The sequence below is a fragment of the Pseudomonas sp. 14A genome, from assembly GCF_018132745.1.
In the GTDB taxonomy this organism is placed as follows: Bacteria; Pseudomonadota; Gammaproteobacteria; order Pseudomonadales; family Pseudomonadaceae; genus Aquipseudomonas; species Aquipseudomonas mercuritolerans.
This window is the reverse complement of sequence record NZ_JAGRQJ010000015.1, coordinates 134,444-152,391: the sequence shown is the minus strand read 5'-3', so window position 1 is coordinate 152,391 and position 17,948 is coordinate 134,444. Positions and strand designations below refer to the sequence as shown.

Annotated in this window: 17 protein-coding genes and 1 pseudogene; 14 read left to right on the top strand and 4 right to left on the bottom strand. The window is 51.2% G+C overall.

The window, feature by feature from the left end:
• Positions 1–16: 16 nt before the first annotated feature.
• The 11 genes and pseudogenes from PS14A_RS17540 to PS14A_RS17490 form a co-directional block, all read left to right on the top strand.
• Entirely contained in the window at positions 17–1,138 is a 1,122-nt protein-coding gene (locus PS14A_RS17540; protein ID WP_212616854.1) for a DegT/DnrJ/EryC1/StrS family aminotransferase, read from the top strand.
• A 4-nt stretch (positions 1,139–1,142) separates the two neighbouring features.
• The gene (locus PS14A_RS17535) at positions 1,143–2,414 is read left to right on the top strand and encodes an O-antigen translocase (RefSeq protein WP_130909447.1); all 1,272 of its coding nucleotides are present in this window, start codon (positions 1,143–1,145) and stop codon (positions 2,412–2,414) included.
• Positions 2,415–2,455: 41 nt separating this feature from the next.
• Positions 2,456–3,421 (top strand): glycosyltransferase, encoded by a 966-nt coding sequence (locus PS14A_RS17530; RefSeq protein WP_212616853.1) that lies wholly within the window; start codon positions 2,456–2,458, stop codon positions 3,419–3,421.
• Between the two features lie 3 nt (positions 3,422–3,424).
• Positions 3,425–4,597: an O-antigen polymerase gene (locus tag PS14A_RS17525; RefSeq protein WP_212616852.1), complete on the top strand. Its 1,173-nt coding sequence runs from the start codon at positions 3,425–3,427 to the stop codon at positions 4,595–4,597.
• Positions 4,598–4,660: 63 nt separating this feature from the next.
• Positions 4,661–5,794, top strand: a complete 1,134-nt coding sequence (locus tag PS14A_RS17520; protein WP_212616851.1) for an NAD-dependent epimerase/dehydratase family protein — start codon at positions 4,661–4,663, stop codon at positions 5,792–5,794.
• Between the two features lie 10 nt (positions 5,795–5,804).
• Positions 5,805–6,371, top strand: coding sequence for a serine O-acetyltransferase (locus PS14A_RS17515; RefSeq protein ID WP_212616850.1), 567 nt, complete (start codon positions 5,805–5,807; stop codon positions 6,369–6,371).
• Complete coding sequence (locus PS14A_RS17510) at positions 6,368–7,366, top strand: hypothetical protein (protein WP_212616849.1); 999 nt, start codon at positions 6,368–6,370, stop codon at positions 7,364–7,366. Before PS14A_RS17515 ends, PS14A_RS17510 begins: the two co-directional genes overlap by 4 nt.
• On the top strand, positions 7,363–8,301 hold the full coding sequence (locus tag PS14A_RS17505; protein WP_212616848.1) for an NAD-dependent epimerase/dehydratase family protein: 939 nt from the start codon (positions 7,363–7,365) through the stop codon (positions 8,299–8,301). Before PS14A_RS17510 ends, PS14A_RS17505 begins: the two co-directional genes overlap by 4 nt.
• Before the next feature lie 48 nt (positions 8,302–8,349).
• Positions 8,350–9,363, top strand: coding sequence for a glycosyltransferase family 4 protein (locus tag PS14A_RS17500; protein ID WP_212616847.1), 1,014 nt, complete (start codon positions 8,350–8,352; stop codon positions 9,361–9,363).
• A gap of 91 nt (positions 9,364–9,454) precedes the next feature.
• A complete protein-coding gene (locus tag PS14A_RS17495) occupies positions 9,455–11,449 on the top strand; it encodes a nucleoside-diphosphate sugar epimerase/dehydratase (protein WP_130909439.1) in 1,995 nt (664 codons plus the stop codon).
• A gap of 138 nt (positions 11,450–11,587) precedes the next feature.
• Positions 11,588–12,085, top strand: a pseudogene (locus tag PS14A_RS17490) (glycosyltransferase); the annotation flags it as partial.
• Between the two features lie 298 nt (positions 12,086–12,383).
• Here the strand turns inward: PS14A_RS17490 and PS14A_RS17485 are convergent.
• On the bottom strand, positions 12,384–12,860 hold the full coding sequence (locus tag PS14A_RS17485) for an acyltransferase (protein ID WP_130909438.1): 477 nt from the start codon (positions 12,858–12,860) through the stop codon (positions 12,384–12,386).
• A 336-nt stretch (positions 12,861–13,196) separates the two neighbouring features.
• Here PS14A_RS17485 and PS14A_RS17480 point away from each other — a divergent pair, with 336 nt between their 5' ends.
• Both PS14A_RS17480 and fabF read left to right on the top strand, forming a co-directional pair.
• A complete protein-coding gene (locus tag PS14A_RS17480) occupies positions 13,197–13,532 on the top strand; it encodes a helix-hairpin-helix domain-containing protein (protein WP_137213829.1) in 336 nt (111 codons plus the stop codon).
• A 205-nt stretch (positions 13,533–13,737) separates the two neighbouring features.
• Positions 13,738–15,012 carry a beta-ketoacyl-ACP synthase II gene (fabF, locus tag PS14A_RS17475; RefSeq protein WP_212616845.1) on the top strand — a complete coding sequence of 425 codons (1,275 nt, stop codon included), beginning with the start codon at positions 13,738–13,740 and terminating at the stop codon, positions 15,010–15,012.
• On the opposite strand, the gene PS14A_RS17470 is transcribed toward fabF, so the two are convergent.
• From PS14A_RS17470 to eat, 3 genes are all read right to left on the bottom strand, one after another.
• A complete protein-coding gene (locus tag PS14A_RS17470) occupies positions 15,009–15,566 on the bottom strand; it encodes a TetR/AcrR family transcriptional regulator (RefSeq protein ID WP_122603621.1) in 558 nt (185 codons plus the stop codon). The genes fabF and PS14A_RS17470 overlap by 4 nt on opposite strands.
• A gap of 137 nt (positions 15,567–15,703) precedes the next feature.
• Positions 15,704–15,871, bottom strand: a complete 168-nt coding sequence (locus tag PS14A_RS17465) for a DUF2897 family protein (RefSeq protein WP_016770901.1) — start codon at positions 15,869–15,871, stop codon at positions 15,704–15,706.
• Between the two features lie 221 nt (positions 15,872–16,092).
• Positions 16,093–17,457: an ethanolamine permease gene (gene eat, locus PS14A_RS17460; protein ID WP_016770900.1), complete on the bottom strand. Its 1,365-nt coding sequence runs from the start codon at positions 17,455–17,457 to the stop codon at positions 16,093–16,095.
• 399 nt (positions 17,458–17,856) lie between these two features.
• Here eat and kdpF point away from each other — a divergent pair, with 399 nt between their 5' ends.
• Entirely contained in the window at positions 17,857–17,946 is a 90-nt protein-coding gene (gene kdpF / locus PS14A_RS17455; RefSeq protein WP_007899818.1) for a K(+)-transporting ATPase subunit F, read from the top strand.
• Positions 17,947–17,948: the final 2 nt, after the last annotated feature.

Sequence of the window (17,948 nt, the reverse complement as noted above, 5' to 3'; positions counted from 1 at the left end):
AATAACAGGTGTACTGATGATCGAGTTTCTAAGTTTGAAGGATGTAAACGCTGTCTATGCTGACGAGCTAAAATCCGCATGCGCCCGGGTTATCGACTCAGGTTGGTATATTCAAGGTAAAGAGCTCGAAGCGTTTGAGACTGAATTCGCTCGCGTATGCGATGTGAAGTTTTGTCTTGGTGTGGCGAATGGACTGGATGCTCTCAATCTAATCCTGAGAGCTTGGAAAATCCTCGGCAAGCTGAAGGACGGTGATGAAGTCATTGTCCCGGCCAATACTTATATAGCAAGTGTTCTGGCTATCACTGAAAATGGACTGACACCGGTACTGGTCGAGCCTGATGCGTCGATGAATATTTCCCCAGTACAAATAAAGTCAGCGATCAGTGTCAGAACCAAGGTGATATTCCCGGTCCACTTGTACGGGCAGTTGGCTGATATGCCAGCAATCATGAATATTGCCAAAGATCATGGCTTATTGGTATTAGAAGACTCGGCGCAGGCTCATGGCGCGAGTATCCAGGGTAAAAAAGCAGGGAGCTGGGGGGATGCGTCTGGTTTCAGCTTTTACCCAGGCAAAAATCTTGGCGCTTTAGGAGATGCCGGCGCGATAACAACAAACGATGAAGAACTGGCAACCGTGGTAAAAGCGTTGCGAAACTACGGTTCTCATGAAAAATACAAGAATATTTATCAGGGCGTAAACAGCCGCCTTGATGAAATCCAGGCTGCAATGTTAAGCGTCAAACTGAAATATCTAGAAGAGGATATCCAGCGTCGCAGGGAAATCGCAGAGCTATACATGCGCCGAATTGATAATGAATCCATTCGTCTGCCGCTCGACAAAGACGTTTCTGCGCTTAGCCTTGAAAGCCACGTCTGGCACCTTTTCGTTGTGCGTTCGGATAACCGCGATGCACTTCAGAATCATTTGGCTCAGGCTGGGATCCAAACACTGATTCACTATCCAATTCCACCTCATAAACAAGAGTCGTACAAGGAGTGGAACGAGTTGTCTTTCCCTGTTACCGAGGAAATCCATTCTCAAGTGTTGAGCTTGCCTATAGGTCCGACGATGTCCATTACGGACGCGGAAGCAGTCATCAGCGCATGTAACAGTTTCAACGGTATTGGTTGAAATAATGACGCTCATAAAAACAAGCCTGCTCAACGGGATTGCCGTTCTCGTTAAAATGCTTACTCTTTTGGGTATAAACAAGGTCTTGGCAATTTATGTCGGCCCTGTAGGTTACGCCGCGCTTGGTCAGTTCCAGAACGCCATCCAAATGATAACAACATTTGCCAGCGGCGCGATCAATACGGGTGTGACAAAGTATACCGCCGAGTATCATTATGACGAGAAGAAACAGCAGTCGGTGTGGAGGAGTGCTGGCACAATAGCCATTTGCGGCTCGTTGATATGCAGCGTCATTATTCTTCTGTACAGTAAAGAACTTGCCGCCTGGATTCTCAATAATGATCAGTTCGGCGGCGTTTTCAGGTGGTTTGCCGGCACGCTTGTGTTTTTTACTTTGAACACATTGCTGCTAGCCATATTGAATGGCAAAAAAGAGTTACTCCGTTATGTTGCGGCGAACATCACCGGGAGTATTTTTGCGTTAGTGGTTACGACTGCACTGGCTATGTTTTCCGGGCTTTATGGTGCATTGATCGCTTTGGCGATCTACCAGTCCATCAGTTTTTTTGTCACCCTTTATATATGCTCAAATGCCGACTGGTTTCGCTTCAGCTATCTTTTTGGACGGGTAGACAAGTTAGTCGCTAAGAATTTCCTGAAATATACTGCGATGGCACTGACGTCAGCTGTTTGCGTGCCGGTCAGCCATATATTTGTCCGTAACTATCTGGGCTCTTCGTTCGGATGGGAATCTGCCGGCTACTGGGAAGCCATGTGGCGCTTAAGTGCGGCATATCTGATGTTGGTAACTACTACGCTAAGTGTCTATTATCTGCCCAGACTGTCAGAATTGAATCATCACGATGACATCAAGGCCGAGATACTGCAAGGATATCGGTTTATTTTGCCGTGCGCTGCGGTCTGCGGGCTGATCATTTATTTGTTGCGGGATTTTATTATTCATATCTTGTTCACCAGTGATTTTTTGCCGATGCGGAGTTTGTTTGCTTGGCAAATCGTTGGGGATACATTGAAGATTGGTAGTTGGATATTGGCGTACGTCATGCTTGGTAAAGCGATGTTTAAGCTTTTCATCCTTTCCGAAATAATTTCGGCTGCTTGTTTTTACATGTTTACGGTGGTGTTTACGAGTCAGATTGGCTTAGAGGGTGTTTCTCTTGCTCATGCCGTAAATTACGCCATTTATTGGCTGTTGATGACGTTGTTTGTTTATAGAGCGCTGAGAAGGATGCAGCCAGAGATATTGGCTGGCTAACGCTTGTTAGACAATGGATTTACTTTGCTGAGGCGCTTACGTTGAATATCTATAATCCGAAAGTTTCTGTAATGATCATTACTTATAATCAAAGGCATTTGATTGCGGAAACGATCGAGAGCGTTCTTTCACAAGACTACGAAAACCTTGAGATTGTTGTTGCGGATGATGCATCGACAGATGGAACGCAAGAGGTTATTTTAGATTTTCAACGGAAGTATCCTGATGCGGTAGTGCCCGTTCTGAATGAAAAAAATCTGGGTATTACAGGGAATTCGAATGCTGCATTCTTTGCATGCACTGGGGATTTGATTGCGGTGTTAGGGGGAGACGATTTGTTTCTTCCCGGCAAAATCAAGGCACAGGTGGAACAATTCAAGGATCCACAAGTCGTTCTTTCATATCATCCAGTGGATATTTTCAATCACGCTGACGGTAAGGTGTTGTTCCGTACCAATACGACCGAGAAAGAAAAAATTAACAATGTAGAGGACTTGATAGCCAAAGGCGGGATCCCCGGGGCATCTTCCGTAATGGTTCGGCGTTCCGCTTGCCCACAACATGGCTTTGACCCGCTCTTTCCAGTCGTTTCAGATTGGATTTTCTATATTGAAGTGGCGTTGCAGGGCGAAATTCAAGAGTTGCCAGGCGTTTATGGCAAATATCGCAAACACGGGCTTGGTGCGAGCGATAGAACTTTTGAGTTGCTTGAAGAGTCGTTGCTGACTGTTGACCTGATTTCCCAAAGATATAGCGGAAACGAATCAATTCAACGCGCCTGCGAGAAAGGCGGCTATCGGTATCTCTTGGGTGAATTATTTCGGCAAGTGGTCAAAAAAAACCGCGCCAATGTAGAGGCGCTGTACCCAATGTTCATGAAATACTCTTCGGGGACGAAACGTTCAGTCACCCGGGTGGCTTTTTTTCTCCTTCGCAATCCACTCATTTTTGGTTTGGTATCCAAAACTCTGCCGAAATTGAAAAATGCTTTGAAGCGGAATGTATAAGTCATGCTAAATCCAGCATTCGTTTATATAACTATGTGGTCGCTGGTTCTCCTGTTGTATTCATTCGGGTTGACGACGAATCTAGTCTCTCCTACGGCAGTGGGCCTGATGGTAATATTGATGAATATGGTCAGTATTGTTCTCTTGTATGTGCTGGTGAGCAGGCGGAAAACAACGCAGTTCGTCAGTCCTGACCTGGCAGCTGGTTATGTATTGAATGTCGGCAGGTTTTTTCGTTTGCTTCTGTGCATATGGGCACTGGGTACTGTTTTCGAAATTTATTATTCAGCCGGCGTTCCTCTATATTGGCGTCTGGCTGGAATAGACAAACTGTATACCGAATTTGGCGTTCCTTCACTTCATGGCGTGATGAATGCCTGCTATTTGCAAATATTGTCGATGGCAACGTATTTGGCTATAAAGAACAGGTCGAAGAAGATTGTCTTGGTAATCGCAGTATTGTTGCTATGGCCGGTGCTCATGTTAGGGCGCGGAATTCTGTTGAGTGGTCTCATACAGATTGTCTGTGTGTCGCTTTTGCTGACTAGAGTTTCCTATAAGAAGATATTCGGGTTAATGCTCCTCGCCTTGTCCGTGGTAGTCGTTTTTGGCTATCTAGGAGATATGCGACAAACGTCTAATCCATTCGCTTACTTGATTTCCGGTCAATCCGCCGAGGTGTTCGATGCACTACCGAGCGGATTCCTGTGGTTTTATGTGTACCTGACCGCTGGGCTCAGTAACTTTTTCCATAACATCGATACAATAACCCCAGCCTGGTCAGTGTCTTATTCGATGTCCAATATGCTGCCGTCCGTTGTGAAGGGTTTCTTCGGCTTGGATGCAAGAAATGATCTGTTCACCTTCGTCGACAGAAATTTGAACACCTCTACAATCTATGCTGGTTTTGTATCCGATGCCGGTGCGTTTGGGGGCTTTTTGTTCGTCGCGCTGATCCAGTTCATCTGTTGCTGCATTTACAATGCGTCGTTGAAGGGCAAGCCATGGGGGATTTTTGCGTATTCAGTTGCGTTTCAGATCCTCGTGTTTTCTATCTTTTACGACATGTTCTTCTTGCTGCCAACACTCTTTCAATTTTTTATTTGCTATTCGCTTTATGTGTTTGCCAATTTGCGTTTTGGCACTCGAAAAGAAACGGCGATACAAAATACATAGCTGGTAGCTAGTTGACGAGCCAGCTTGGCAACACCGCTTATTGACGATTTTCAGAGGGATATCATGAAAAAGATTCTAATCACCGGCGGCGCGGGATTCATCGGGTCGCATCTCGTTCCAAAATTGCTGAGTACCAATCACTCCGTCAGGATCCTCGATCCGTTGACTGTGCAGGTGCATGGTAGCCTTCCGGTTGATCTGGACTGGTTGAACGGTGAAGGAGTTGAGTTCATTCGTGGTAGCGTTACCTCTCGTGAAGATTGGGTCAAAGCCCTGGAAGGTGTCGATGGTATTGTTCATCTGGCTGCCGAAACCGGCACAGGCCAATCAATGTACGAGATCGCCCGTTACAATGAGGTGAATTCGCAAGGAACTGCGTTGATGTTCGATGTTTTGGGAAAGCTGCCATCCCATAACGTCAAGCGAATCATACTGTCTTCCAGTCGCTCGGTTTATGGTGAGGGCGCGTACATCAATCCGCAAACCAATCAACGCGTGTGTCCTGCTGCGCGTTCAGCAGAAGCGCTGGCCAAGCAAATGTGGGAGCCGGTCTGCCCTTCGACTGGCACGGCACTAAAGCTGGTTCCGACCACTGAAACGGATCTCATCGCGCCTTCCTCTTTTTATGCCGCTACCAAATATGCACAAGAGGATCTGGTTCGTATCGGTGGTCAATCAATGGGTATTGATTACACTATCTTCCGTCTGCAGAACGTCTACGGTGAACGCCAGTCGCTGAATAATCCATATACCGGTATTCTGTCGATTTTTTCAACGAAAATCCGCCGCGACAGTGTTCTCCCTCTTTTTGAAGACGGTCTTGAGAGCAGGGATTTTGTACACGTTGACGATGTTACGGATGCGCTGCTCGCCGGGTTGATGGTAGAGAAGTCTCCGAACACAATCGTTAACGTAGGCAGTGGTGTGGCTACTTCGGTCAAGGAAGTAGCTGAAGAATTGACCCGTGCATTTGGCAAGGAGCCAAATGTGCAAGTAACCGGACAATTCCGCGTCGGTGATATCCGGCATAACTACGCCGACGTCCAGCGCTTGAATGACTTACTGGGCATTCGCCCCAAAGTCACGTTGAAGGAAGGCCTGAAGCGCTTCGCCGAGTGGGTCCTGCAGCAGCCATTGCCTGAGGATCAGCTTGAAAAAGCGAACCAGGAATTGCGTGCTCGCAAGCTGATGAATTAAGGAGAGTTCTGTGGAGCAGTACGAAGCAAGTTTGTGCAGTTTATTGCAAGCAGATATCGCGCGGCAGCGGGCACTGTTTAACGCTCCGCCGAGGAAGTCCAAAATCAGACTGATGATTGGTATGCTTTCGCCCAGATTTGCTCCTGTGCTGCTCTACAGATTGGCCTATGCGACGAATCGCAAAGGACTCAAAGTGCTCGCCCGCTTTTTTTCGCTCCTGAACTACACTTTTTTCGGGATAGAAATAGCGGTGGTTTGCAAGATAGGTCCAGGTTTGTTTTTTCCGCACACACAAGGAACTGTAATTGGCGCTGTCAGCATCGGTGCAAACGCAGTTATTTATCAAGGAGTGACTCTCGGCGCGAGGGATCTGGATTTCACCTATGACGAAGCCCATCGCCCGGTGATCGGCAACAACGTCGTAGTAGGTGCCGGGGCAAAAGTTTTGGGGGGATTGGCGGTGGGTAATAACGTGGTTGTAGGCGCTAATTCGGTATTGCTTATTGATGTCCCTGACGACGTCGTTGTAGCGGGAATGCCAGCGAAAATTGTTAAACAACGGGCGATACAGTCTTGAATCATTTGCTTAAAGATAAAAATATCTTATACGTTGCTCCCGCCTTTTTCGGTTATGAGAGTGATATTAAGAACGAGCTTGAAAAGCAAGGTGCAAGCGTAACTTTTTTGCTGGACCGTCCTTTCAGTTCGCCATTTCTGAAAGCGCTCACCCGTGTCCGACGAGAGTGGGTGATCGGTTCCGCGAACCGTTATTATCAATCGGCGCTGGCATCGAACAATACCGATTTTGATTACGTGTTCGTAGTAAATGGACAGACACTTTCTACAGATACCTTGGCTGCCTGGCGCCAACGTTACTCTTCGGCAAAATTTATACTTTATATGTGGGATTCTTTTTCCAATAGAAAGCAGACGTTGGAAAATCTTGAGTTCTTCGACAGTATCTTCACCTTTGACAAAAATGACGCCGATCAATATAAGGTCAATTTTCGCCCTTTGTTTTTTTCAGCTGGTTTTGAATCTACAGTAGAAACGCCGCTGCTCTACGATATCAGTTTCATTGGTACGGCTCACACAGATAGATTCTCAATTGTAGAAAAAGTCGATGCGCAACTCGATTCATCCGTTCGTAAGTATTGGTATCTTCTCCTTCAGGCTAAATGGGTTTATTGGGTTTATCGTCTGACCAATAAGAATTTTAGCAACGCCAAGATCGAGAAGTTCAAATTCGAATCTATATCCAAGGCGGAAGTGCAGCGAGTCTTCAATGCGTCAAGGGCGATACTCGATATCGAACATCCTAAACAAACAGGGTTGACCATGCGCACGCTGGAAACACTCGGCGCGCGGAAAAAGCTGGTGACCACCAACACCAGTGTAAAGTTTTACGATTTCTACTCTGAAGATAATATTTCGATCATTGATCGTAATAATCCTGTTATTTCAGAAAAGTTTCTGAATACTCCTTATAAAGCTGTCGAGGCGCATATCTATCGCCGCTATAGTTTGAGTGGATGGCTTGAAGAAATCATCAATACGGTGAACAAATTATGAAAGTGCTAGTGACCGGGGCAAGCGGATTTATCGGCCAGGCTTTATGCGAGCATCTTCAATCGAGTGGCTTATTTGTTCGAGCTCAGATGAGGAGACAACCGGCAGCGGCTGCCAATTATGAATGTCTGATTGGCGAGTTGGACGATCTGGCGTTTCTTTCGACTGCATTGGCAGGGATTGATGTTGTCATCCATCTCGCGGGAAGAGCGCATCAGTTTGGCAAGGACGCCAGTAATCTGGATGCCATGATGGCGGTCAATCGAGACCTTACCCTGAGGTTGGCTGCGGAAGCTGAGAAAAACCAGGTAAAACGATTCGTTTTCGTTAGTTCGATCGGCGTAAATGGCGTGGAAACCAATGCTGTTCCTATCGATGAAAGTTCGCCACCCAACCCCATCAAGGATTATGCGCTATCCAAATATGAAGCCGAGATTGCGCTTTCGGCTCGATACATTGATCAATCTGGGCCAATGGACCTGGTCATTGTTCGGCCGCCGCTCGTTTACGCTGCCAATGCGCCGGGAAATTTTCGGAAGCTGCTCAAACTCGTCGATAAAGGTATACCGCTGCCTTTTTCAGGCGTTTCCAATCAGCGAAGCATGATCTCACTGAACAATCTGACAGATTTCATCAGGGTATGCGCAACACATCCAGACGCTGGTGGAGAGGTGTTTGTGGTGTCTGATGGTCAGGATTTTTCGTTGCCTGAGATTCTTCAGGCGCTTTTCGAAGGCAAGAGCAAGGCACCCCGACTTTTCTATTTTCCTGTCGCAATCATGTCTACCGCTGCTCGGCTACTCGGAAAAGGCGCTCTGATGACCCAGCTTTGCGGTTCTTTTATCATCAATTCCGAAAAGGCACGAACAGTGTTGAACTGGGTACCGCCTTTCTCTCCCCGTGATGAGCTCGTCAAATCGGCAAGAGATTTCAAATAATTTGATATCGCATGCCGCTCGTACCAGGAACGGCTCAATAAGGAGTTTTTGATGTTGTGGTTGTTTTTGTCGATTATCGCAATCGCGTCCTTCACGCTGACGTGGATACTCCGCAAATACGCGATGGCGCGCAGTCTGATCGACGTGCCAAATGCGCGTAGTTCGCACACGGTCCCTACGCCAAGAGGGGGCGGGGTTGCCATTGTTCTTAGTTTCCTTGCGGCCACTGCGATCATGTATTGGCTGGCTCTAATGCCATTGAACAATACCGTTGCGCTTCTGGGAGCTGGCACGCTGGTGGCAATTCTGGGATTTCTGGATGACCACGGACATATAGCTGCAAGGTGGCGTTTGCTGGGACATTTTCTTGCGGGATTTTGGGCCTTGTACTGGATAGGCGGACTTGCGCCACTTTCGATTCTGCAGATGAATATCGAACTTGGCTTGTTCGGCTATCTCATTGCAGCAATGTTTCTGGTGTGGATGCTGAACCTTTATAACTTCATGGACGGTATCGATGGTTTGGCGAGCGTCGAGGCTGTCAGCGTTTGTGTGGGTATGGCTTTTCTCTACGGGGTACAGGGGAACGCCGAGATCGCAGCACCGCTTTTGCTCGCGAGTGCGGTCGCAGGTTTCCTTTGCTGGAATTTTCCTCCGGCACGAATCTTCATGGGCGACGCGGGTAGCGGTTTTCTGGGCATCGTTCTGGGGATTTTTGCCCTTCAGGCGGCGTGGGCGTCCTCTGATCTGTTCTTTGCCTGGCTGATTTTGTTGGGGGTGTTCATTGTCGATGCGACCGTCACACTGATTCGTCGCTTGCTTCGCGGTGATAAGGTATACGAGGCTCACCGCAGTCATGCCTATCAATTTGCCTCCCGACATTACGGACGGCATTTGCCGGTGACGCTGGCGACTGGTGTACTGAACATTGCATGGTTGTTGCCTATCGCCTTTCTTGTGGTCGACGGAAAGCTCGAAGGCGTGGTCGGATTGCTTGTGGCGTATGTACCTTTGGTGCTCCTGGCACTAAAATTCCGTGCCGGTGATGTGGAAGTACGCTGATTCCATCTCGGTTTGGCGCATCAGACTTCGTCGAATCCTGAAAAAAGGACATTGGCTGACAAGCTGTTTCTGTTAGGTACTCAAAGGATTTATGGATAAATTACGCAGTTTTTTGGTGGGGCTACCGCGTCGGCAGAAACGCCTGATACAGGTGTCCGCGGACATAGCCCTGGTTTGGCTGGCGTTGTGGCTGTCCTTCGTAGTCCGATTGGGACTGGATGTGATCATCAACCCTTTCAAGATGCACGAGGTGCTGTTTCTGGCCGCCCCAGCCATCGCCATTCCTTTGTTTATCCGTTTTGGAATGTATCGTGCCGTCATGCGGTATTTCGGTAACGATGCACTTATCGCCATTGTCAAAGCTGTCAGTCTTTCCTCGTTGATACTCGGCGTGGTGGTTTTCTGGTACAGCAATCATCAGAACATTGTGCCCAGATCGATCATTTTCAATTATTGGTGGTTGAGCCTGATCATGATCGGCGGACTGCGACTTGCCATGCGCCAGTATTTTCTCGGCGACTGGTTTACCGCGGCTCAACACGTACCTTTCACCAACCGAGATGATGGACTGCCCAAGGTCGCTATTTACGGTGCCGGCGCGGCGGGTAATCAGTTGGTAGCTGCATTGCGGATGGGCCGCGTCATGCGCCCGATTGCATTTATCGATGACGACAACAGTATCGCGAATCGAGTGATCGCCGGCCTGCAGGTTTATAAACCGAAGCACATTCAGAGCATGATTGATGCAACCGGGGCGCAGGAAATCCTGTTGGCGATACCATCTGCAAACCGTGTGCGTCGTCGAGAAATCCTCGGATTTCTGGAAGGCTTCCCGCTACACGTTCGGAGCGTCCCAGGCTTTATGGATCTGGCGAGCGGGCGGGTGAAAGTCGATGATATTCAAGAAGTGGATATCGCTGACTTGCTCGGGCGCGACGCTGTTCCTGCGCAGGACAATCTTCTCGAACATTGCATCAAGGAACAGGCTGTAATGGTCACTGGGGCTGGTGGTTCCATCGGTTCGGAATTATGCCGGCAAATACTCGAGCTGCGCCCAACGACATTGATACTGTTTGAACACAGCGAATTCAATTTATATAGCATTCTTGCTGAACTGGAGCAGCAGATCACGCGTAAGTCGTTGTCTGTCCGGCTACTGCCGATCCTCGGTTCCGTGAGTAATCCGAGCAAGTTGCTCGACGTCATGAATACCTGGCAGGTGAATACCGTTTATCACGCCGCGGCCTATAAACACGTGCCTATAGTCGAGCACAATATTGCAGAAGGCGTCCTTAATAACGTTATCGGGACGTTGAACACGGCCGAGGCTGCTTTACAGGCTGGAGTAGCGAATTTTGTCTTGATATCAACGGACAAGGCCGTGCGTCCAACTAATGTGATGGGCAGTACGAAACGACTTGCCGAGCTGACCTTGCAAGCACTCAGTCGAGAGCTTGCACCGGTATTGTTTCGTGATGCCGCGAATGTCTCTCACGTCAACAAGACGCGCTTTACCATGGTACGGTTTGGTAATGTACTTGGTTCTTCGGGCTCCGTTATCCCGTTGTTTCATAAACAGATCAAATCTGGCGGTCCGTTGACCGTCACCCATCCCAGGATAACGCGCTATTTCATGACCATCCCGGAGGCAGCCCAGCTGGTTATTCAGGCAGGCTCCATGGGTATGGGGGGGGATGTGTTTGTTCTGGATATGGGTGAACCAGTAAAAATCGTAGAGCTGGCCGAAAAGATGATTCATCTTTCGGGTTTCAGCGTTCGCTCTGAGAAAAATCCCCATGGAGACATCGCGATCGAGTTTACCGGGCTGCGACCGGGGGAAAAATTGTACGAGGAGTTGCTGATAGGCGATAACGTCGTCGAGACCCCTCATCCCATGATTATGAGTGCTAACGAAGACTTCATTCCATGGGACGTACTCAAAGCAAAATTATCGGAACTGATAGCTGCCGTTGAAGCTGACGACTACGCTCTGGTCCGCCAATTGTTGCGGGATACAGTCAGTGGATATACACCGGATGGCGATATCGTTGACTGGATATACCAGCAACGTCGACTTGATCCTTGAATCGCAAAAACGGGTTGTGGAGTGATATTCAGTCCGTAGCGTTCAACCAATATTTGGCATCAGCTCTCACTGGTTTGAGATCTCGCCGCCAGACTAAGTCCTGTTTACAGGGCTTTAATTATTCAAAGTGGCTTCATTTTGCTGTCCTTAGTCGTTCCAGTTTACCGTAATGAGGGCTCTCTCCCGGATCTGCTCAGCGCAATTGATTTGATGAACGATCAATTGCTGGGGGATTTGGAAGTGGTGTTTGTGGTTGATGGAAGCCCGGATAATTGCTACGAGCTGCTCAGGCAAGACCTACCGAATAGGAAGTTTCGCTCTCAATTGATATTGCTGTCGCGGAATTTTGGCTCTTTCATGGCGATCCGCACAGGTTTTCAGTTTGCTAGCGGAGAACGATTTGCCGTGATGGCTGCGGATCTCCAGGAACCACCAGAACTGATCAGTAGCATGAACAGCTTATTGATTACCCAAAATTTTGACATTGTCGTCGGTGTTCGGGACGGAAGGGATGATCCATTTATGTCCCGGACAGCCTCGAGGATTTTTTGGGGGCTTTATCGTCGCTATGTTGTTCCGGAAATACCTCTTGGCGGCATTGATATTTTTGCCTGTAACAAACCTTTCAGGGACACTCAAAATCTCGCAATCGCTGCTGCCAAGGGATTGGGGTTTCAGACTTATCAATGGCAATTTTATTTCGGCAGGCAGGGGCCTTGGATGTCACTTACGACTTATCAATTAGGGGTCATTCTTATATCGGTCTTCATTGCCTTTTCACTATTTATGCACTTCAGTAAAAACTGCCAGTTCAACAAGATTCTGGAAACTGAAAGTCGGGAAGGGCGACATTAATCACTACATCTAGAAAAACGGCCTCTCGAGTCCACCAAGGGGGAGAAGGCCGATTTTCCTCCGCAATACCTAAGTACTGTTATTTCTTCGGTTGCAGAATTCTTGCAGGATTACCCACCACTGTGACGTTTGCAGGCACGGAGCGGGTTACAACAGCTCCGGCGCCAATCATTGCATTTTCTCCAATGGTAATTCCTGGAAGAATGGTGCAGTTGGCTCCCAACGACGCTCCTTTGCAAATCACAGTACGGTCGAAACTTTCCGGGTAAACTTTGCTGCGAGGGAAGCGATCGTTAGTGAATGTGGCGTTAGGGCCAATAAATACGTCATCCGCAATGGAAATGCCGTCCCAGATCTGAACGCCGCATTTGATTGTTACCCGATCTCCGATGACTACGTCGTTTTCGATGAAGACGTGGTCACAGACGTTACAGTCTTCGCCGATTTTTGCTTTCGGTAATACGTGTGAAAATGCCCAGATTCGGGTGCCCTTACCAATTTCAGAGGTTTCACACAGGGCGTGAGAGTGCACGAAGTAATCTTTGGAAGCGCTCATTTTTCCATTCCAGGTTGGCTTTTTCGATGGCGTAGTTTCGTAGAAAACAAGCTCTATATCCATACGTTTTTGAGCCTGCGAATATGAGCCATCAGGAACACTTCGAGTGTTTAACCAGCGTTCGGAGCATTGCGAATGACATTGTCCATGATACTGGCGACTGAAACTGTTCCGACCACTGAAGGATTACTCCGATATTGCAATGCCGCCTGCCTGGGTATTCACCTGTTACACGTTTTGCAACGCTTGCATTTTTGACAACCTCCAGCGATCGCCTAGGTTTGAGGGAGCAGCTCAGGAAAGCTGCTTTCTGACTTATCTCAAGGAGCGTCACTTATGCGTACCGGTTATTTTTACTCGCTGATCTTTGCCTTCCTCACCAGCGCCTCGATCGCTGCGATTGCCGCCCCTGTAGCGCCGTCGGAGGCCACCAAGACGCCTTTACTCATGGATGCAGCGACGCCATCGCAGACCGCCAAGGTCGATCTCAACGGCGCGGATGCGGCGACGTTGCAGAAGGAGTTGGCGGGTGTGGGGGAGGCGAAGGCACAGGCGATTGTTGCGTATCGGGATACAAACGGGCCGTTTGCGTCGGTGGATGAGTTGCTCGAAGTGAAGGGGATTGGCAAGGCGATTCTGGATCGCAATCGTGAAAAGCTTGAAGTGAACTAAGCTGACAGTTCAACGCCGAGAGGCCGGTCATTGACCGGCCTTTTTATTGGGTGCTGATGGGGTGGATGCCTGAACGCTGAAAATTACGGGTATCATATTGTGCTTTGATTATGCCTATAATAATTTCGTTCGGGACTGATTCAGCAGCCGAATCGCAGCACACCGATGCACGTCGAATTTTGAATTGATAAGGGGTAACCACGGTATGAACCAACGTCGAGTCGTCGTCACGGGCATGGGCCTGGTTTCACCCTTGGGCAGTGATGTTGAAATCGTCTGGCAGCGTTTGCTGGCCGGTCGTTCCGGGTTGCGCAACCTGCCAGATGCGGTTGTGGCTGATCTGCCGACCCGGGTCGGCGGCAGTGTGCCGACGGTGGAGGAGGATGCCGAGGCCGGATTTGATCCGGATCGTGCGACGCCGCCCAAGGAACAGAAGAAGATGGATCGCTTCATCATGTTCGCCATGGAAGCGGCGCGGCAGGCGCTGGAGCAGGCCGGTTGGCATCCAGCGGACGCTGAAAGCCAAGAGCGCACTGCGACGATCATCGGCTCGGGAGTCGGCGGTTTCGGTGCGATTGCCGATGCGGTGCGTACCACCGACAGCCGTGGCCCTCGGCGGTTGTCGCCGTTCACCATTCCATCGTTTCTGGTCAATCTCGCGGCCGGTCATGTGTCGATCCAGCATGGTCTCAAAGGGCCGTTGGGCGCACCGGTTACCGCATGTGCCGCTGGCGTTCAGGCGATCGGCGATGCCGCGCGGTTGATCAGGGCGGGAGAGGCGGACATCGCTGTATGTGGCGGTGCGGAGGCGTCGATCGATCGCGTCAGCCTGGCCGGTTTCGCTGCCGCGCGGGCGCTGTCCAGCGGCTATAACGACACCCCTGAAAAAGCTTCGCGTCCCTTCGACAGTGGGCGCGATGGTTTCGTGATGGGCGAGGGCGCCGGTCTATTGGTCATCGAGTCGCTGGAGCATGCGCTTGCACGCGGTGCGAAGCCGCTGGCCGAACTGGTCGGTTACGGCACCACCGCCGACGCCTATCACCTGACCGCCGGTCCGGAAGACGGCAGCGGCGCACGCCGGGCGATGCAATTGGCACTGGCTCAGGGCGGTGTAACGCCGGAGCAGGTGCAGCATCTCAACGCACATGCGACGTCGACGCCGGTCGGTGATCTGGGCGAGTTGGCGGCGATCAAGGCGTTGTTTGGCACGCAGAACAAGATCGCCGTGACTTCGACCAAATCCGCTACCGGTCATTTGCTCGGCGCGGCCGGTGGGCTGGAGGCGATTTTCACGCTGCTGGCGATTCGTGATCAGGTGGTGCCACCAACGCTCAACTTCGAAAACCCGGACCCGGCGAGCGAAGGGGTAGACATCGTGCATGGCGAGGCGCGCTCCATGTCAATCGAATATGCGTTGTCCAACGGCTTCGGTTTTGGCGGGGTCAATGCGAGCGTGTTGTTCAAGCGCTGGGAAGGTTAATCGCTCGATTGCTTGAGATGTTCGCGGGTGACGTCGAGGATGCGTTGGGCGAAGTCAGCATCCGCGACGCTGCGTGACAGCAGCAGTGCACCGGCCAGAGTCGCCATGATGACAATGCTGCGATCGCCGATGTTCTCGCCTTTGAGCGTGCCCTGAATTTGTTCGAGGCGAGCATTGAGGACTTCGTCGCTGGTAGGGCTTGGCTGGCCGCGCAGGCCCAGCTCGGAGGAAATGGTCAGCAGTGGGCAGCCTTCGTGGGGCGAGGTCTGATGCCACTCTGACAGGTAGGTGTCGATGAACACTTGCAGAGGGTTTTCCTGCGCGAAGATTTCTTCGCACAGGCCCGCGACTTGCTCGCCGGCCTCTTGCAGGGCTTTTTCGACCAGTTCTTCCTTGGATTTGAAGTGCGAGTAGAAACCGCCATGGGTCAAGCCCAGGGCTTTCATCAAAGGCTGCAAGCCGGTGGCGCCGATACCGTCCTTGCGAAATCGGGCGGAAGCTTCCTTGATGATGCGTTGATGGGTCTGGGCTTTGTGATCTGGCGAGTAACGCATGTGGAGCTCTCCGCGACGATGCTGCCATCTTAACCACGGAAGATTAAATGGTGACTGTACTTCTAAAATCTAAACAGCCTGCGGGTAAGTCCGATTGTGCTGAAAAAACAAACCCCGCCATTGCGGCGGGGTTGGTATCAGCGGTCTTGTGCATCCTTGGCATCCGCTTCGGCATTGCGCTGTGCGACGCGCTTGCGTTCTTCATCGGTCAGTTCGACCTTGTTGGCGGTGTCGCGCAACATCATCAATCCGCCGACAATCGAGCCGATCGCAACGACCAGAATCAACCAGGCATACCAGGGCATAACGGCTCTCCTTAATGGCAGCTCGACGGGCGAGGACTTCGCCGTGCGATGCTGCATACCACCTTTGAGCGAAACGACTTCGCGGTGGTTCCATTCTAGGCCGCTTGCAGCCGGTGCATCCGAAATTACTGTAGGAGCTGCCGAAGGCTGCGATCTTTTGATCTTGAAAAGCAAAGATCGCAGCCTCGTTTCACTCGTCAGCTCCTACAGGGGGCGGGTCGTTACAGGCCTGTGAGCATGGCATCCGCCGGCGCATCGGCGCGCAGTTGTCCAGTCAGCATGAAGTAACAGAACCCGACCGCCATGAAGCCAAGGAAAATCAGCCCGATCAACGTGTTGAACCACGCCATCGCCACCAGGCAAACTACCGCCAGCACCAACGCGATCAGCGGAACCAGCGGATAACAAGGCGCGCGGAAAGTACGTTCCAGATTCGGTTCCGATTTACGCAGTTTGAACAGGCTGAGCATGCTCATGATGTACATCACGATCGCACCGAACACGGCCATAGTGATCATCGCTGCGGTGAGTGTCATGCCGCCGAGGTTGATCAGGCCGTCGCTGTAGATCGCGGCGATGCCGATCAGGCCGCCAGCGATGATTGCGCGGTGCGGGGTCTGGAAGCGCGACAGTTTTGCCAATGAGGCGGGCAGGTAACCGGCGCGGGCGAGGGCGAAGAATTGTCGTGAGTAGCCGAGGATGATGCCGTGGAAACTGGCGACCAGGCCGAACAGGCCGATCCAGACCAGCATGTGCAGCCAGCCGGAGTTGTCACCGACCACGGTTTTCATCGCTTGCGGCAGTGGGTCGTTGATGTTGGACAAGGTGCGCCAGTCGCCGACACCGCCCGCGAAGAACATCACGCCCATGGCCAACAGCACCAGGGTCAGGATGCCGCTGATGTAGGCCTTGGGAATCGTGCGCTTCGGATCCTTGGCTTCTTCGGCAGCCATGGCGGCGCCTTCGATGGCGAGGAAGAACCAGATCGCAAACGGAATCGCCGCGAACATCCCGGCAATCGCCGGCGCGCCGAAGACGTCGGAACCGGCCCAACCATTCAGCGCGAAGTTGCTGAAGCTGAACGCCGGCGCGACCACGCCCATGAACACCAGCAACTCAGCCACCGCCAGCACGCAGACGATCAGCTCGAACGTCGCGGCCAGTTTCACTCCGAGAATGTTCAGGCCCATGAATACGATGTACGCCCCGACCGCCGCGTGTTTCGGGTCCAGTGCCGGAAATTGCACATTGAGATACGCGCCTATCGCCAAAGCAATCGCTGGCGGCGCGAAGACGAATTCGATCAGTGTGGCCAGTCCGGCAATTAATCCGCCTTTTTCGCCAAACGCGCGGCGGCTGTAGGCAAACGGCCCGCCGGCATGGGGAATCGCGGTAGTCAGTTCGGTGAAACTGAAGATGAAGCAGGTGTACATGGTCGCGACCATGAACGAGGTCACCAGAAAACCCAGCGTACCGGCCACGCCCCAGCCGTAACTCCAGCCGAAATATTCCCCGGAAATCACCAGCCCCACGGCAATGCCCCACAGGTGCAAAGTGCCCAGCGTGGGTTTGAGTTGTGTGTTCATGCGCTTGCTCCCGCAATGGTTGGAAAGCTCGGGAGAGGGCGTGTGCAGTGGGCGTGCCATCACCGTGAAACAAGTCGTAATAAGTTGAAAGCTGTCGCATCGGGGATGTTCGCGTGGGAATAGCTGCTATTTGTGCGCCAGTTGGGTGCGATGTTGTCGGCGATGCCGTCTTCGCGAGCAGGCTCGCTCCCACATTTTGCAATGCGTTGCCCCGGTGGGAGAGAGCCTGCTCGCGAAGGGGCCAGCCCAAACACCACGAAACTCAGCCGTAAAGCCCGCATAAACCCACTCTTTACGCTTTTTTTATGCCCCACGCCGGCCCTCGCTCTCGTTCCTTTACAGCCTCCTTCCCGACAATCGCTGCACACACGGCAATACGCCGTTACACGGAGATCTTCCATGAGCGTTCTGGACGGGGTGTCACTGCTGTTGGCAGTGGGGCTGTTCATTTATCTGTTGGTTGCGCTGTTGCGCGCGGACCGGAACTAGGA